We start from the raw sequence: 16,601 nt of genomic DNA on the forward strand, positions 1-16,601 counted from the left end.
GTAAACAATATTTTTAACATAAAAAGCTTGCATATCAACATTGAAAACCTTCTCATTTATGCCCTTTGTAAGCATACAATAGGCATATATCAATGTCAATCAATTAGGGTGAAAAAATTCACAAAGTGTTCACGGAGAACGCCATTTCAGTATATAGTATTATACCAGAAAAACACCATGCTCAGCATAGTGTTTTATCTTTTTCTGGGCCGATTTTCAAAAGAAGCTTTGTCAATATAGAGCATCGTTTCGATCATGTTTTCGCGGCCAGCTTTCTTCGCATATACCTTTGCCAAATACACGCCATCCTCTGGTAATTTTTCCAGCGGGAGCTCTTTCGTGACCATCCCCTTTTTTAGCTCCCTTCCCCAATCAAGAAATCCGAGAAAACGAAAATGGTCGGGATCAAAAAGGGCAATTCCAAATTCATCCGCTCCACCGGGGAGATATACTTCGTACCGGTAACCGTTCCCTGTGTCGGCCGGAGCGAAACCGAAGCCCATCACCCGCGGGTAATCTGGTTCCTCGAGGACATACAAATATGGAATGCGGATCGGATGTGTACCGTCATCCAGCACTAGGGTGCCGTCCTTGACTTTGTCATCCAGCAACTCAGGAGTGACCTTCATCGCCAGCTCGACTTCTTTGCTTTCACCTGGTTTGAGCGAAAAGCTCAGCGGCAGCTCCCATTCGATTCCTTTTTGCATTTTCGGAATGGAGAAGGCATAGGAATTTCGCGAGGATCCGGTATTTTTCACTGTTAATTTAGCGCTGTGGCGATGCAGGTTATCGCTCAGCTGGAATTGGCCAAATTGCAGCGAGCCGGGAATGACCAGGCTGTCGGTCTCAATTGCCGCTTCTGTTTGGATCCGGCCTGCCCCTTGTTCAAAAGTCCGGTATGATTTTTCAGAATGATCCTTGATGTCCTTGGCAGTGTTCATGATTGCCGCCTTGATTTCAGCAGGAGTCCAATCGGGGTGCGCCTGCTTGATGAGCGCTGCTGCCCCGGCAATATGGGGCGCAGCCATGCTCGTTCCCTGGAGCGACAAATAGCCTCCGGGAATGGTGCTGTTGATCGCAACCCCGGGCGCCACGATATCCGGCTTGATTTCCCATGTGGATGTTACTGGACCGCGGGAACTGAAGTCTGCAAGGATATCTGTTTCTTCTATTAAATGGATGCGGATCAGCATCGACTTGTTTTTCAGCTGCTGCTTCAAAGCCAAACCCGCTTCTTTGCTGATTGCGGCAACTGGGATCGGCATCGTTTCTTCCAGGTTGCCGAAAAAAGTACCATTTGTATTGTTGTAGATCATCACGCCAATCGCGCCAGCTTCGAGGGCATTCTTCGCTTTTTCGGTAAAAGTTAACGTGCCTCGCTCGACTAGAACGAGTTTGCCTTGAACGTCCGTCATGTCTGATTTTCTGCCGAGTCCGGCAAACACGAGGTGCTCACTCTGGGTAATTCTCCAATTATCCGAACCTTGTAGCAACTCAAGTCTGATTTTTCCCATCGTTCCTGGACTGTCGATGTAGGGGATCTGCATCGGGGGTGTGGAAGCACCAACGGAGATTGCTTTCGAGGCGGTTCCCGGCGATCCGACTGTCCAGCGATTTGGCCCTGAATTTCCCGAAGAAGTGACTGCGACAATTCCCGAGTCCACCGCTTTGTTTATGGCGAGGCTGATCGGCAAGTCTGGACCATTGACATCATTGCCTAGCGAAAGGTTCAGTATGTCCACCTGATCGTTGATTGCTTCATCAATCGCTGCAAGCACCTGCTCGGTCGTTCCGCTTCCGCCTGGTCCGAGCGCTCTGTAGGCTACTATTTTTGCCTCGGGCGCCATCCCCCTCATCCTTCCGTTCGCCGCAATCACGCCAGCCACATGCGTGCCATGAAGAGTGTTCTTGAATCCGAAACCATTCGTTTCCATCGGATCGTTATCGCCATCCACGAGGTCGTGACCACCGGCATAACTTCTCCTTAAGTCTTGGTGCTCGTAATCGATTCCCGTGTCAATCACTCCAACAGTAATTCCCTTCCCCGTCAGGTGGTTCCCTTTTTCATCAAGCAGGCCGTGAACCGCTTCTGTTCCGATCAGTTCAAAGTTATCAATGAAGCTTGAACTGGACTGATAGCGCTTCGGCTGGAGATGTCCCGCATTCTCCACTTTGTATGTATGGACTTCGGACACAAATAGTACTGCTTGCGTTTCCTCCAGCTGCTTCAGCTCCGAAGCTGGCCCTTGAACCGAATAGCCATTGATTGCCTGTGTGAACACATGTCGAAGTTTTGTATTTTTGAACTTTTCCAGTTCCTTTTTGACGTGCTGTTCCTCCACCGGCTGCTCCGTTAGCACAATGGCGATTTTTTCAGTATGGGGATCTTCACGCGGTATCGGCGGATGCTGCAGCTTTTGTGGCTGGAAGGCAGCAAGGAGCAGCAAGACTGGAAAAAGTAACAGGTATGAACGCTTTGGCAAGACAGATCCCCCCTTTTTCCGTTATCGTGTCAATTTACAGCCACTATTATGCAGCGCCATTTTTCCAAAATAAGGAGGTTTATGCAATTATCCCGATTTCTTGCTCCATTATCTAATTTGAGCGGGCAATTATCTTCATTTCCGGTGCAATTTAAGCGGAATGATACCCTTATGCGGGCATTTCCTCCTCGATAAGGGCATCTCTCTGGCGGAATGATACCCTTATGCCGGCATTTCCTTCTCTATAAGGGCATCTCTCTGGCGAAATGATACCCTTATGCGGGCGTTTTCTCCTCTATAAGGGTATCTCTCTGGCGGAATGATACCCTTATGCCGGCGTTTTCATCTCCATTTGTCGTTATTCTCCAAAAACAAACACCCCTTTTTTAAAAGAGGTGTTCTGTTTGTTGCTTATTTATATGGTTTCGGGCGCTTTTCTGTTTGGTTAAAGTAAAAACGGATTGCTTCGCAGATTCGTTCGGATGCGCGTCCGTCTCCATATGGATTGGACGCTTTGGCCATTTTTTCATAGGCTTCACGGTTTGTCAGCAATTCAGTTGCCATCTGATAGATTGGCTGTTCTTCGTTCCCGGCGAGCTTCAAAGTACCTGCTTCGATTCCTTCCGGACGCTCGGTCGTATCGCGGAGAACGAGGACGGGTACACCGAGGGACGGCGCTTCTTCCTGGACACCGCCTGAGTCGGTTAAGATTAGATAGGCGCGCGATGCAAAGTTATGGAAATCAATAACATCAAGCGGCTCGATCAGATGAATGCGCGTGTCATTGCCAAGCACTTCATCTGCAAGCTCACGAACGACCGGATTCAAGTGAACGGGATACACCACCTGAACATCCTTCTGCTCATCGACGATTCGTTTGATGGCACGGAACATATTGCGCATTGGCTCGCCAAGGTTCTCGCGGCGGTGCGCCGTCATCAGAATGAGCCGGTCATTGCCTAGCTTGTCGAGTACTTCATGCTGATATGCTTCTTTTACTGTCGTATTCAATGCATCGATGGCTGTGTTTCCCGTGACGAAAATAGTTTCTTCCCGCTTGTTTTCCTGCAGCAGGTTTGCCGCTGATTTCGCAGTCGGGGCAAAATGGAGGTCTGCGATCACGCCTGTCAGCTGGCGATTCATTTCCTCAGGGAACGGGGAGTATTTATTCCACGTCCTCAGCCCGGCTTCGACATGGCCAACGACAATCTGATTGTAGTAAGCGGCAAGACTTGCCACAAAGGTAGTCGTCGTATCACCATGCACTAAGACGATATCCGGCTTTACATCCTTCATGATTTTATCCAGGCCCTCGAGTCCGCGGGTCGTGACATCAATCAAAGTTTGGCGGTCCTTCATGATGTTTAGGTCATGATCTGGCGTGATATGAAAAATAGTCAGCACCTGGTCGAGCATTTGCCGGTGCTGGGCCGTCACCGTTACAATCGATTCAAACTGGTCAGGGTGTTTCTGCAGTTCTAGGACGAGTGGTGCCATTTTGATCGCTTCTGGGCGTGTCCCAAAAATGGTCATTACTTTAATAGGCTGATTCACAATAAACACTCCTTATTTCGTTCCAAATAGACGATCTCCGGCGTCTCCAAGTCCTGGAACGATATAGCCGTGGTCGTTCAGCTTTTCGTCGAGCGAAGCGATATAAATATCCACGTCAGGATGCGCTGCTTTGACTGCTTCTACGCCTTCTGGAGCCGCAATCAAACACATAAATTTAATATGCTTGGCACCGCGATTTTTCAGCGAGTTGATCGCCTCGATCGCTGAGCCGCCTGTTGCAAGCATAGGATCAACGACGATGAAATCGCGCTCCTCGACATCGCTAGGAAGCTTGACATAGTATTCAACTGGCTTCAAAGTTTTCGGATCGCGGTATAAGCCGATATGTCCGACTTTTGCTGCTGGGATCAATTTCAGAATGCCGTCTACCATCCCGATCCCGGCGCGTAAAATTGGAATAATTCCCAGCTTCTTTCCGGAAAGAACTTTTGATTTTGTCTTTTCGACTGGTGTTTCAATTTCAATTTCCTCAAGCGGCAAATCACGGGTAATTTCGAACGCCATCAGCGTAGCGACTTCATCTACAAGCTCGCGAAATTCCTTTGTGCCTGTGCTTTTTTCACGAATATAAGTAAGTTTATGCTGGATCAACGGATGGTCAAATACGTATACTTTTGCCATGGGTATCGCTCCTTTAACGATTCTATGTAAAATCACACTTCGTTTCATTTTACAGAAAAACCTCTATACAAGCAACCGCAATTACCGATTCACTGCTTGAACTCTTTTAAAAAAACGGCCCTTCTTCATGATGGGCCGCTAGTGTGTCAATCTATCTCTCGGGGTAAAGAGTGAACTTGCTTGTCAGGTTTTCGACGCGTTTGCGTGCTTCTTCTAGTTTTGCTTCATCTTGATGATTTTTCAGGGTGAACACGATCAGGGAGGCGATCTCGTCCATTTCTTCGTGTCCGAAGCCGCGGCTTGTGACAGCAGCGGTACCAATCCTAATACCGCTTGTGACGAATGGGCTTTCCGGATCGAATGGAATTGTGTTTTTGTTGACAGTGATGCCGATTTCATCGAGCACTTTTTCTGCTACTTTTCCTGTTAAACCGAGTGAGCGCAAATCAACCAAAAGCAAATGATTATCCGTTCCGCCGGAAACAAGGTCGACGCCTTCGTTTTTCAAGCCTTCCGCCAGCCGGTTCGCATTGGAAATGATATTCTCGGCGTATTCCTTAAATGAATCTTGGAGCACCTCGCCAAACGCTACTGCTTTGGCAGCGATGACATGCATCAGCGGGCCACCTTGAATTCCCGGAAAAATCGACTTATCAATTTTTTTCGCGAATTCTTCTTTGCAAAGGATCATCCCGCCGCGCGGTCCGCGAAGGGTTTTGTGGGTAGTTGTGGTAACAAAATCAGCATACGGAACCGGATTCTGGTGCAAGCCTGCTGCCACCAAACCGGCGATGTGGGCCATGTCCACCATCAAATACGCACCGACTTCATCGGCAATTTCCCGGAATCGCTTGAAATCGATTGCTCTTGGATAAGCACTTGCACCGGCTACGATCATCTTAGGCTTATGCTCCCGCGCTTTTTCCAGAACGACATCATAATCGATCGTTTGCGTCTCTTGATCGACACCGTATTCGACGAAGTGATACTGGACGCCGCTAAAATTGACCGGGCTCCCGTGAGTCAGGTGGCCGCCGTGCGACAAATTCATTCCGAGGACGGTATCACCTTGTTCAAGGACAGTAAAATAAACGGCCATATTTGCCTGTGCACCTGAATGCGGCTGGACGTTCGCGTGCTCTGCACCGAAGATTTCCTTCGCGCGGTCGCGGGCAATATTTTCGACTACATCGACATGCTCGCATCCGCCATAATAGCGGCGGCCGGGATACCCTTCCGCATATTTATTCGTCAGCACAGATCCCTGCGCTTCCATGACTGCTTCGCTGACAAAATTCTCGGATGCAATTAATTCGATTTTTGTACGCTGGCGCCTCAATTCATCCTGCATTGCTGTGTAAACTTGGTTGTCCTGCTGTGACAAGTGCTTCACTTAAGTTCCCCCTCTTAATAGCTGTTCATTATTAGAAAATTCATTCTCATTTTAGCTGAATTTAGGCTGAATGGAAAGGAAGACGCTAAAAAAACAGAACCATTAGACTGATTCTGCCCTTTTTACCGATCAACATGATTCATTTTCACTTGTTCGTTCGTATACAGCTCGGGCGCCGCCGATCAGCTTCGGCCTTGTTTTTGCCAGCGTTACATGCGCATGGCCGAGACTTTTCTGCTGTACTCGGATCGGCACGGCAACATGCTTTAGCTGCATGCCAATGAAAGTATCGCCAATGTCGATGCCAGCGTCTGCCTTGATGAATTCGACGACAACAGGGCTGGAAAGATTTTGATAGGCATAGGTAGCCATTGCCCCGCCTGCAGTCCTCACCGGGATCACCGTTACTTCGTCCAGCTGCTTTTGTTCCGCCGTTTCCCGCTCCACAACAATTGCCCGGTTTAAATGCTCACAGCATTGAAACGCCAGCTGGACCCCGGTTTGTTTTTGAAAGTTACGGAGCTGCTTGAAAACCATTGCCGCGACTTCATCGGTACCGGCAGTGCCAATCCGCTGGCCGATAATTTCACTCGTGCTGCAGCCGACAACCAGGATCTGGCCTTTTTTAAGCTGTACCTGTTCGTTAAAATCGGAAAGAATGGAGTTCCATTCTGCTTCCCACTGGTGAATAGACAGGGTCAACGCCTCCTTCCTACTGCTTTTTTTCGTACTCGCTGATTTTGCCAATCCGGTTTTCGTGGCGACCGCCTTCGTACTCCTCGGTCAGCCAGACAGCGGCAATCTCCCGCGCAAGGCCCGGTCCGATGACACGTTCCCCCATCGCCAGTATATTGCTGTTATTGTGCTGACGCGTTGCCTTCGCGCTATACACATCATGCACTAGCGCGCAGCGGATTCCCTTTACCTTGTTTGCCGTGATGCTCATGCCAATGCCTGTACCACAAATCAAAATTCCTTTATCAAATTCTCCGTTTGCCACTTTTTCCGCAACTGGAAGCGCATAGTCCGGGTAGTCCACAGAAGTTTCACACTCGCAGCCAAAATCTTCATACTCAATCTTCATTTCATCCATCAAATTCTTAATTTCCTCGCGGATATGGACTCCGCCATGGTCTGAAGCAATTGCAATCTTCATTTTTAAAATCCTCCAATAGACCCAACTTGCGGGATGATGAACTCTACCGTTATTTTCTCATATTCGCTTACAATTATAAAGGCAATCGAAAAAAGAAAACCACAGGCTTCATCCAGCTGTGGTCCAACCATTCATTATAATGAAAATTTCGTGATGGTGCTTTTCAACTTTCCTGCCTGGGCTTGCAATTCAACGGCCAGGTGCTCTACTTCGGCAATGACTTCCGCCTGCTGCTGTGCTGCTGTGGCGACATTCAAAGCTCCTGTTGACGTTTCTTCGGCAATCGCGGCCATTTCCTGGGACTGGGTGGAAGTGTGCTCGATCGTTTTCATTTGGGTTCCGATCAGCGAGGTAATTGCATGAATTGCTTCCGCCATCTCGTTGATGGTGTCTGTCATTTCCTCCATTACCCGATTTGTTTTCTCGCCTTTCTTCACTTCCCCATCCGCCGTCTCGACCTGTCTGCTGATTTGGCCGACGACGTTCTGGACCTCCAACTGGATATTTTGGATCAAGCCTGAAATTCCTTGGACTGCATCCGCACTCTGGTCAGCAAGCTTCCTCACTTCTTCGGCAACAACCGCGAAGCCTTTGCCATGCTCACCGGCGCGCGCTGCTTCAATCGAAGCATTCAGCGCAAGCAAATTCGTCTGCGCGGCGATATCGCCAACTAGCTGGATGATTTGCTCTACTTTTATTGCGTTTTCTTCCAGGCGTTTGACCGTGCCAAGCGATTCACGATTATCATTGGCCAGCCTTTCAATCCCTGTAATCAGAGAATGGATGGCATCCTTAGATTGCTGGAGGTCTTTGACCATTTCCACAGAAATCGATTCAGAGACCCGCGCTTTTTCCTGAACATCTTCCGCGATCTGGATGACTTCATTAACAGATTGTGCCGTAGTCTGGGTCGATAGCGCCGAGGAGTCTGCTCCCGCAGCAATTTCCTTGATGGTCGTAGAAATGATCGCTGCCTGCTCAGACGCTGCTGCGGATTGGCCGGTAATCCGGACTACTTTTTCATTTGTTTCCATAAAGTTTTCATCAATTTGGCTGACCATATCCCTTAGATTAGCGAGCATATTATTGAAAGCTAGTCCCAGGGAACGGATTTCGTCATCCGATGCCGAGATTGCCGCATCCTCGCCAATCTCGCCTTGTGCAGCCTTCATGGCAGATTGCTCGAGTTTTTGCAATGGCTTGATGATCATTCCTGCAGCCATATACGCAAGCAATCCGGACCATAAAATGCCAAGGCTCAGCACTACCACCGTATACACGACCGACTGGATTCCGAGGAACTTTTCGGCATATGGATAAAGAAAATAAATAAAAAATGCACTGATCGAATAGGTGATGATCGCCAACACCGTCGTCAGCATCACCAATTTCTTTCGCAATCCCATTTTATAGCTTCGTTTTGAATCCACTGATAAACCCCCTGAAAAATAATTTTCATCGTTTTAAAAAGCTTTTCTCAAGGGTATTATCGGATTTTATCGATGATTCTTTCGATGCTTTTTTGAATTTCTTCAAACGACTTTTGATAAATTTGCTCATTTCCGCCAAATGGGTCTGCTACATCAAGGCTACCGCTTTCCTCCGCAAATTCTTTCAATGTAAAAGTTTTCTCGGCCACGTCTGGGTATTGGCTCAAAATCAGTTCTTTATGGCTGCCAGTCATAGTCAAGACCACATTCGCCCAATCGATTATTTCCTTTGTAAGTGCTGTGGAATGATGATCATGGCGGATCCCGTTTTCCTCCAGCACGATTTTCGCGTTGACGGAAAGCTCGGCGCCATTCGGGGCATACACTCCAGCTGACTTCACCTCGACGCCGGGCAGCTGCTTGCTTTTTAAAATGGCTTCTGCCATCGGGCTACGACAAGTATTTCCGGTACAGACAAATAAGACGCGCGCCATACATTTCCCTCCAGTGTTGATTTTCCTCCATTATAAGACAAACTCAACGCATTTTCATTTTTTGCAAAATGGAAAGAAACCAACATGGCCAGAGTATTTATATTGGCAAAAGCAATTTCAGCCCAAACGCGAGCAAAATGCTTCCTCCTAAAACTTCACTATATGTACCAAGCCAACCTTGGACTGTTTTTCCGACATGAAGGCCTGCCCATGTCAGAACCATTGCTGCGACCCCAAAGCAAATTAATACTAGCAGCGTCTTCGCACCAAAAATCCCTAGCGTAAGCCCGACAGAGAAACTATCGAGGCTGACCGACAGGGCAAAAATCAATAAACCTTTGCCAACCGGCGTAATAAGGCTTGTTTCTTCCTCCTTGAAGCTTGCAGCGATCATCTGGATGCCGAGCACGATGAGCAGCAAGCCGCCAAGGTACCCCGCAATCGTTCCAAATTGCTCGGATAAAAATCTGCCGGCCACCATCCCAAGCAGCGGCATCCACACATGGAACAAGCCAATCGTGACGCCAATTTTAAATATATGCCCTTTCGTCATCCTGTACATGCCCATTCCGAGACCTATGGAAAATGCATCCATTCCCAATGCGATTCCCATCAGCATCAGTGTAAACAATTCTGCCATGTCTTCCCCCCTCGGACTTGCTATTTCAGCATATGCACGTCCAAAAAGAATTAGAAGAACGGAAATGGGAGGTGATGGATCACGGAAGCAAAATCATGTTTTTTGGTTTAGAATCGGCAAACCCGATGCTTTTGCTAGGCGATTCATAATCGCTTGGCCGACGCCTTGTTCAGGGAATATTTCTCCAAAAATAAAATCCACATCTGCTTGGTTGAAGGTGCGAAGCGTATCATAGAGCGCTTCTGCGACGGTTTCAAGCCTGGCTCTTTCGCCACAGGCAAGCACAACATCGGCGTCATAAAATGGCTTGTTTTCGATTGTCGTCATTACGCCAACTCGCTTGCCTTCTTTCCGTTTTTCCTTTACAAGCTGCTGGATTTCTTGTCTTGATCCATCTACGAGATAAAAAGCGGCATTCGGCGCATAATGACGGTATTTCATCCCTGGTGATTTCGGTGCTAGACGATCGTCGGTCAGCGCTGGATCGGCGGACACTTCTCCGATTACTTCCTCCAGCTGCTCTTTCGTAACCCCGCCAGGACGCAGGATTACAGGGATTTCACTTGTGCAATCGACTACTGTAGATTCAACGCCAATCCCAGTGGCGCCGCCGTCGACTATTCCTGAAACTCTGCCCATCAAATCGGCCGCCACATGCGCAGCAGTCGTTGGACTTGGTTTTCCTGACAAGTTCGCACTCGGTGCTGCAAGCGGGAGGCCCGCTTCCTCGATGAGCGCCAAGGCAACTGGATGATTCGGCATCCTGACTGCGACTGTCGCTAAACCGGCAGTTGCTTTGTCAGAAAGAGACCCAGCTTTCTGTTCAAGGATAATCGTCAGCGGACCGGGCCAGAACGCATCCATTAACCTCGATGCCTGCTCGGGGATTTCTTTTATAAAGGAGTGAATCTGTTCACGATTGGCTATATGAATGATCAATGGGTTATCCACAGGTCTTCCTTTTGCCTCGAAAATCTTCAAAACGGCTTCATCGCTTTCCGCATTGCCGCCGAGGCCATAAACGGTTTCTGTCGGAAAAGCAATGACTTCATTTTGCTTCAATTTTTGTGCTGCTTCTTTAATTTGTGGATATGTTATTAAATTATCCACATTCTTATCCACTGTCCAAATTTTGGTTTGCATTTACATCCACCTTTTGTTTCTTGCTCTACTCGTGCATTTCTATGAAAGTATAAAAGAAGATTTCACAGAACTCAAGTTTTTATCCACAAATTGTGGATAATTTTATCGAAACCGTGGATAACTTTGTGGATGAATTTATTATTCACAGAATTATTTTCATAATTGTCGAGTTATCCACAGTTAACACTTGATTAAGGTGATTTCTTTCATGAAGAGAATCTGGAACCTCGTTTACGATTTCAAAACCAAGGCTGTCAAACAGAGGGATCGCGCTCCTCTTGTTAGTGACGAGATAAAGTTCCTCCAACCGCTGGCTTTTTGCAGTCAAGATTGCTCGTTTAAAGAGAAACATCAAATCCGGCTTGATAGCTTGCGGTGAAACGACGAAAGAACGCAGCAAGCCTGCCTTGTCCACAGTTTCGACACCAAGGCAGGCTACCAGTTCCCCTTGCTGATCCTCGATTAAGGAAAAGTTTTCAATATAGTCCCCTAACCCTTCCGAACTTACGCCAGCCTCCGTCAAAAATCTCTCCAGCTTCGCCAAATCCTCTTTATTTGCATTTCTGATTTTCCAAGTCATATCCTTCACCTCAAACTTTAGAATTCTACTAAATGGATATGAGAGGATGAAAAAAAATAGAACATATTCTATAGAATGCACAGGTACAACCGTTTAAAAAAAGATATAACCCGATTGCTTCTGCCTAGTAAAAAAAACACGGCAGTGATCACCGATGTGATGCTGCCGTGTTTTTTCCATTCGTTTCCCTTTATGCAATTAGTTTAGTTATTGTTGCGGGCATTGCCGCCTTTTTCACCGATTTCTTTATAGAAGCTCCTGTCATGGTTCTCGGAGGTCGCTTCGCCGCCTTTTTTGCCGATTTCCTGATAAAAGTCCTTATCATGGCTGTCTGCTGTTGCCTCGCCACCCTTTTTGCCGATTTCCCCGTAGAAATCGCTATCGTGGCTCTCGGCTGTTGCTTCTCCGCCTTTTTTGCCGATTTCCTGGTAGAATTCTTTATCGTGGCTGTCCGCTGTTGCCTCGCCGCCTTTTTTGCCGATTTCCTGGTAGAAGTCGCTGCCATGGTTCTCAGCTGTTGCTTCTCCGCCCATGCGGCCTCTTTCCTCACGAGACATCTTATCATCGCTATTATTGTTACGATTGTTGTTAGCCATTTTTCATCATCCTCCTTGAAATCTATGATTTGGTGTTACACTATATTGAATATCCGCAATCGCTCCGCATGAAACTAGAATCACGGGAATGTAATATGCCTGTCTGAAAAATGTAATATTATTGGTAATTTTCATAGCCGTTTTTCCTCCCTTTCCAAGTATTTCTTTGAAAGCTTTACAAAGCGAAAAATTCTAAAATGAGTGATTTAAGTCACAATGTCGTTCTCCCTACATGGTTATACTAAATTTAAGCAAATGAAAACCTTTCTCAAAAGGGGGCACGTCATGGAAATGGAAATGAAATCAATCTATGAAAGAATTGGCGGGGACGAGTCGATCCGCAGCATTGTCAATACCTTTTATCCGAAAGTTTATGAAAACGATGAGCTGAGCCCGTTGTTTAAAGGAGATATGGCTGAAATCAAGAGGAAGCAGTGGATGTTTCTGACACAGTTGACCGGCGGCGGTCCAATATATAGCGAGGAATTTGGACCTCCAAACATGAGGGCCAGGCATATGCTATTTGAAATTACGCCACGCCGGGCACGTGCATGGCTAAAGCTGATGGAGGAAACTTTGGCCGAGACAGGCTTGCTGGAAACCGAGGGCGGAATCGCCTTGTTCGAGCGCTTGCGCCAAATCGCGCCGATTATGATCAATCGCCAATAAGGAGGAATATTCATGGAAAAACAAGCATTGCAAGCATACCAGGAATTCAGCGAAGAACGGTTTACGAAACGAATTGTTTTTAAAAAAGGCGACAGTACCGTATTCTTGCTAAACTTCATGCCCGGCCAGGAGCTGCCAAAGCACACCCATCCCGGGACTGAAGTGTTTATTTTAACTATCCAGGGGGAAGGCAGCTTTACGATTGACGGCGAGGAAGTAACAGCAGCTGCCAACGAAACCGTCCATTTGAACGGCAGCGAAGAATTAGCCTATAAAAACACCGGATCTGTGCCCGTCACTTTATATGTCATGCTCAACAAGATCCCGGATGACAGATTTGCGCAAAATATCTAATGGATGAACAACCAACCCCCTGCATTCTTTGTGCAGGGGGTTATTTTATCCAAATATCCTGTTCCAAATTTCTACTAGGAAGAAGGTTACTTCTACTTCTTCTTGGTTGCCTTCATATACTGGGTCTTTTTTTCGCTTCTTGTTGTCTGCTTCTTCAGACTTCTGCTCCGAATCGACGTTCACATCGCCTTTGTCGCTACTTTCATCGAAGCCTTCGCTCGTTGCTTCCCCATTTGAAAAATCAAGGAAGCATAGCGGCGGATACAATACGCACCACCAGTTGGCACCTTCGCCTTCACCCAGGGTGATGAGAATTGCCTCGTATTCGCCTGCAGGATAGAGAAACTGGCCATAAAGTTTTGTAGGAAACGGAACTTTGTCAAATTCTGTTTTTACCGCTTGCGTTGAACCTTGTGTTGCGACGACCCGTTCGGCGATTTTCTGGATTTCTGGCAGCTTGGATTTGATCACTTCTCTTGCAGCATCAATGGAGGTTAAGTCCTCCACCCATTTGGTGATCTCCTTGTTGACTTCATCCCGAACCAATCGCTTGATTTCCTGGTCCTTTTCGAGGTCACTTTCCGCAAGGATTCTCAGCCGAATCGCTTCGTTTGGAATGACCGTCGCCTCCTGGGCTGTCACCTCGGTATTTGGTGTATATAAACTTAAAATGGTTCCTGTACATAATAAGAGTATGTAAATAGAAGCCGCTAATTTCTGCATCATCATTTCCAGCACCGTCCCTTCACTAGTCACAGTGTGGACAGTTTGCTAGATTCTTAAACTAGTAATTTTGAAAAAAAAATCGGACCCCTTCCTCAGGAGTCCAGTTCTGCAAAAACCATGCGGTCCTTGCCATTGAGATCCAGCACAACCTCAACCGTTGCTTGTGGGAACGTTTTTTCGAGAAGCGCACGGACGGCTTCCCCCTGACCAGCACCGATTTCAAAGCCGACCAAGGCCTTCGCTTTTAACACAAGCGGCAGTTCCTCCATAAAGCGCCGATACAGTTCCAATCCATCTTCGCCCGCAAACAGCGCCAGATGCGGCTCATGTTCCGTTACGATGTCTGACATCCATTGCTGATCGGCAATTGGAATATACGGCGGATTCGAGATGACGGCATCGACTTTTCTTCCTTGTAAAATAAGTGGCTGCAGCAAGTCCCCATGTAAAAACTCCATGTCCGCACCAAGCTTGTCCGCATTTCTCCGCGCTACCTCGAGGGCATCCTCTGATAGGTCCATAGCGGACACCGTCATTTCTGGTTTTTCCAGTTTCAATGTAACGGAAATTGCTCCGCTCCCCGTCCCGACATCGACAAGATCAATCTTTCTATTTTCCGGAAAAAGGCTGTTGAGACGCTTTAGCGTGCCTTGAACCAGCTCTTCGGTCTCAGGCCTTGGAATCAGCACATGCTCATTCACTTCAAACCGGCGGCCGTAAAACTCCTCGAAGCCGATAATATACTGGATCGGTTCGCCTTCTCCATGCCTTTTTACAGCTGCCTGAAACTCCGTCCACACTTCCCCGTCCAATTCATCCCGCCAATTCATCAGCATGGAAGTGCGGGATAGGCCGGAATAATGACGCAGCAATAGCTCCCCCGCGAACTCTTCACGCTGATGTTCTTTTAAAAAAGAAGAAGCCCAGTTGAGGGCTTCATACAGTTTGCGTTTAGTCATTGTTCGCACTCTCAAGCCTTTGCGATTGGTCTTCCATAATTAACGCATTGATGATCTCATCCAACTTGCCCTGGAGAATTTGATCCAATTTTTGGATGGTCAGGCCGATGCGGTGGTCTGTCACGCGATTTTGCGGGAAATTGTACGTGCGGATGCGCTCAGAGCGGTCTCCGGTACCAACGGCAGATTTACGAACCTGGTCGTACTCGGCCTGTGCTTCCTGCTGGAACTTGTCATAGACGCGGGCACGAAGAACCTTCATCGCCTTGTCTTTGTTTTTGTGCTGTGATTTTTCATCCTGGCATGATACGACGATTCCAGTTGGAATATGAGTCAGACGAACCGCTGACATGGTCGTGTTAACGGACTGTCCGCCGGCACCGCTGGATGCGAATGCGTCAAAGCGAATGTCCTTGTCATGCAGCTCGACTTCGACTTCCTCCGCTTCTGGAAGGCAGGCAACTGTCGCTGTTGACGTATGAATCCGGCCGCCTGATTCCGTTTCCGGAACTCGCTGGACACGGTGCGCGCCATTTTCGAACTTCATTTTGGAATAGGCGCCTTTTCCATTGATCATAAAGATGATTTCCTTGAATCCGCCTACGCCAGTCGTGTTGGCATCGATGACTTCTGTTTTCCAGCCCTGAGATTCGGCAAAACGGCTGTACATGCGGTAAAGGTCGCCAGCAAACAGCGCCGCTTCATCGCCGCCCGCAGCGCCGCGGATTTCCATGATCACGTTCTTGTCATCGTTTGGATCCTTCGGGACGAGAAGAATCTTAATATGGGCTTCAAGCTCTTCCAAACGCGGCTCTAGCTCCGCGATTTCTTCTTTAACCATTTCACGCATTTCCGCATCCAGCTTTTCTTCGAGCATTGCCTTTGCCTCAGTCAATTGCTCTTTTACTTCTTTGTATTCACGGTAAGCCATCACCGTTTTCTCAATATCCGACTGCTCTTTAGAATATTCGCGCAGCTTGTTAGCATCCTTTACTATTTCCGGATCACTTAATAGTTCATTTAATCTTTCATAACGATCCTCAACTGATTGAAGACGATCAAACACGGACAATCACCTCTATTTTCCTAAACCTTTAAATCATAAATTGCATAACATTTTAATTATAGTATAGGTGCTACTATCAGTCAAAATCAATATGAAAAAGCATGCCCAGTGCGGACATGCTGTCTAGCGTTTACTCAATATTGACTTTCACATCGTAGCGCGGCAAAGCTTTACTTAGCCTGTTTTGCAAGATTTTCTGGGCATCTTCCCGATCTTTTCGGGTTACCAGCCCTTGAAGCCGTGCTGTCACGTTCATCTCGCCGCCGTTGATCCAGATCGAACCGGGTTCATAGCCAGCATCTGAGATGACGTCCTTCGCTTTTTGGACATCCATGGAAAAACTGTGGCGGTTTTGATTATCGGTATTCAGCAAATTGGGATTCTGATCGGTCATTGTCATGCCATTATCCTGGTTTCCATTTCCGCGGCGAACTCCGTCATTTTCCCGATTAATATCCGTACCTGCACGATCTTCATCCTTGTCATAAATCGATTCGGCATTATGCTGAGCACAACCGGAACCCAAAACGGCAAAAAATAAGAAAAATATGAGGATTTTTTTCAAAATAACACACCTCCCGCGGTTATTCTGCCCTTTTGGAGGAATATCCATGCACATTTTCAGGCTAACTCGGTAACTGGAAAAATGAATCTCTTATTCTAACTCCATATTTGGACAATAACCGCGATAATTCCCCCATAATCGGGGATATTTC

Annotated in this window: 18 protein-coding genes; 2 read left to right on the top strand and 16 right to left on the bottom strand. The window is 47.3% G+C overall.

Features of this window, described 5'->3' with window-relative positions; translation table 11 throughout:
• Window positions 1-194: 194 nt before the first annotated feature.
• The 12 genes from J2S25_RS10205 to J2S25_RS10260 form a co-directional block, all read right to left on the bottom strand.
• Window positions 195-2,483 carry a S8 family serine peptidase gene (locus J2S25_RS10205; RefSeq protein ID WP_307191816.1) on the bottom strand — a complete coding sequence of 763 codons (2,289 nt, stop codon included), beginning with the start codon at window positions 2,481-2,483 and terminating at the stop codon, window positions 195-197.
• Between the two features lie 411 nt (window positions 2,484-2,894).
• Window positions 2,895-4,016: a non-hydrolyzing UDP-N-acetylglucosamine 2-epimerase gene (gene wecB / locus J2S25_RS10210; RefSeq protein ID WP_198528179.1), complete on the bottom strand. Its 1,122-nt coding sequence runs from the start codon at window positions 4,014-4,016 to the stop codon at window positions 2,895-2,897.
• 33 nt (window positions 4,017-4,049) lie between these two features.
• Window positions 4,050-4,679, bottom strand: coding sequence for a uracil phosphoribosyltransferase (gene upp / locus J2S25_RS10215; RefSeq protein WP_044392824.1), 630 nt, complete (start codon window positions 4,677-4,679; stop codon window positions 4,050-4,052).
• A gap of 151 nt (window positions 4,680-4,830) precedes the next feature.
• Window positions 4,831-6,072 carry a serine hydroxymethyltransferase gene (gene glyA / locus J2S25_RS10220; RefSeq protein ID WP_044392825.1) on the bottom strand — a complete coding sequence of 414 codons (1,242 nt, stop codon included), beginning with the start codon at window positions 6,070-6,072 and terminating at the stop codon, window positions 4,831-4,833.
• A gap of 129 nt (window positions 6,073-6,201) precedes the next feature.
• Entirely contained in the window at window positions 6,202-6,774 is a 573-nt protein-coding gene (locus J2S25_RS10225; protein ID WP_307191817.1) for a TIGR01440 family protein, read from the bottom strand.
• Window positions 6,775-6,784: 10 nt separating this feature from the next.
• On the bottom strand, window positions 6,785-7,228 hold the full coding sequence (gene rpiB, locus J2S25_RS10230) for a ribose 5-phosphate isomerase B (protein WP_044392827.1): 444 nt from the start codon (window positions 7,226-7,228) through the stop codon (window positions 6,785-6,787).
• 134 nt (window positions 7,229-7,362) lie between these two features.
• The gene (locus J2S25_RS10235; RefSeq protein ID WP_307191818.1) at window positions 7,363-8,658 is read right to left on the bottom strand and encodes a methyl-accepting chemotaxis protein; all 1,296 of its coding nucleotides are present in this window, start codon (window positions 8,656-8,658) and stop codon (window positions 7,363-7,365) included.
• Between the two features lie 56 nt (window positions 8,659-8,714).
• The gene (locus J2S25_RS10240) at window positions 8,715-9,152 is read right to left on the bottom strand and encodes a low molecular weight protein arginine phosphatase (protein WP_044392828.1); all 438 of its coding nucleotides are present in this window, start codon (window positions 9,150-9,152) and stop codon (window positions 8,715-8,717) included.
• Window positions 9,153-9,249: 97 nt separating this feature from the next.
• Window positions 9,250-9,792 carry a manganese efflux pump MntP gene (locus tag J2S25_RS10245; protein WP_044392829.1) on the bottom strand — a complete coding sequence of 181 codons (543 nt, stop codon included), beginning with the start codon at window positions 9,790-9,792 and terminating at the stop codon, window positions 9,250-9,252.
• Window positions 9,793-9,885: 93 nt separating this feature from the next.
• On the bottom strand, window positions 9,886-10,935 hold the full coding sequence (locus J2S25_RS10250; RefSeq protein WP_044392830.1) for an L-threonylcarbamoyladenylate synthase: 1,050 nt from the start codon (window positions 10,933-10,935) through the stop codon (window positions 9,886-9,888).
• A gap of 142 nt (window positions 10,936-11,077) precedes the next feature.
• Window positions 11,078-11,515 (bottom strand): GNAT family N-acetyltransferase, encoded by a 438-nt coding sequence (locus J2S25_RS10255; RefSeq protein ID WP_052806991.1) that lies wholly within the window; start codon window positions 11,513-11,515, stop codon window positions 11,078-11,080.
• 203 nt (window positions 11,516-11,718) lie between these two features.
• Window positions 11,719-12,111: a KGG domain-containing protein gene (locus J2S25_RS10260; protein WP_044392831.1), complete on the bottom strand. Its 393-nt coding sequence runs from the start codon at window positions 12,109-12,111 to the stop codon at window positions 11,719-11,721.
• A gap of 285 nt (window positions 12,112-12,396) precedes the next feature.
• Between J2S25_RS10260 and J2S25_RS10265 the strand changes: the two genes are divergently transcribed.
• On the top strand, window positions 12,397-12,780 hold the full coding sequence (locus J2S25_RS10265; protein WP_044392833.1) for a globin domain-containing protein: 384 nt from the start codon (window positions 12,397-12,399) through the stop codon (window positions 12,778-12,780).
• A 12-nt stretch (window positions 12,781-12,792) separates the two neighbouring features.
• On the top strand, window positions 12,793-13,134 hold the full coding sequence (locus J2S25_RS10270; protein WP_044392835.1) for a cupin domain-containing protein: 342 nt from the start codon (window positions 12,793-12,795) through the stop codon (window positions 13,132-13,134).
• 45 nt (window positions 13,135-13,179) lie between these two features.
• Here J2S25_RS10270 and spoIIR read toward each other — a convergent pair whose 3' ends face one another.
• From spoIIR to J2S25_RS10290, 4 genes are all read right to left on the bottom strand, one after another.
• Window positions 13,180-13,860 (bottom strand): stage II sporulation protein R, encoded by a 681-nt coding sequence (spoIIR, locus tag J2S25_RS10275; RefSeq protein WP_307191837.1) that lies wholly within the window; start codon window positions 13,858-13,860, stop codon window positions 13,180-13,182.
• 92 nt (window positions 13,861-13,952) lie between these two features.
• Complete coding sequence (gene prmC, locus J2S25_RS10280; RefSeq protein ID WP_307191819.1) at window positions 13,953-14,819, bottom strand: peptide chain release factor N(5)-glutamine methyltransferase; 867 nt, start codon at window positions 14,817-14,819, stop codon at window positions 13,953-13,955.
• Entirely contained in the window at window positions 14,812-15,885 is a 1,074-nt protein-coding gene (gene prfA, locus J2S25_RS10285) for a peptide chain release factor 1 (protein ID WP_307191820.1), read from the bottom strand. Before prfA ends, prmC begins: the two co-directional genes overlap by 8 nt.
• Window positions 15,886-16,015: 130 nt before the next feature.
• Window positions 16,016-16,450, bottom strand: a complete 435-nt coding sequence (locus tag J2S25_RS10290) for a hypothetical protein (RefSeq protein WP_044392841.1) — start codon at window positions 16,448-16,450, stop codon at window positions 16,016-16,018.
• Window positions 16,451-16,601: the final 151 nt, after the last annotated feature.

It is taken from the genome of Mesobacillus stamsii, from assembly GCF_030814065.1.
In the GTDB taxonomy this organism is placed as follows: domain Bacteria; phylum Bacillota; class Bacilli; order Bacillales; family Cytobacillaceae; genus Mesobacillus; species Mesobacillus stamsii.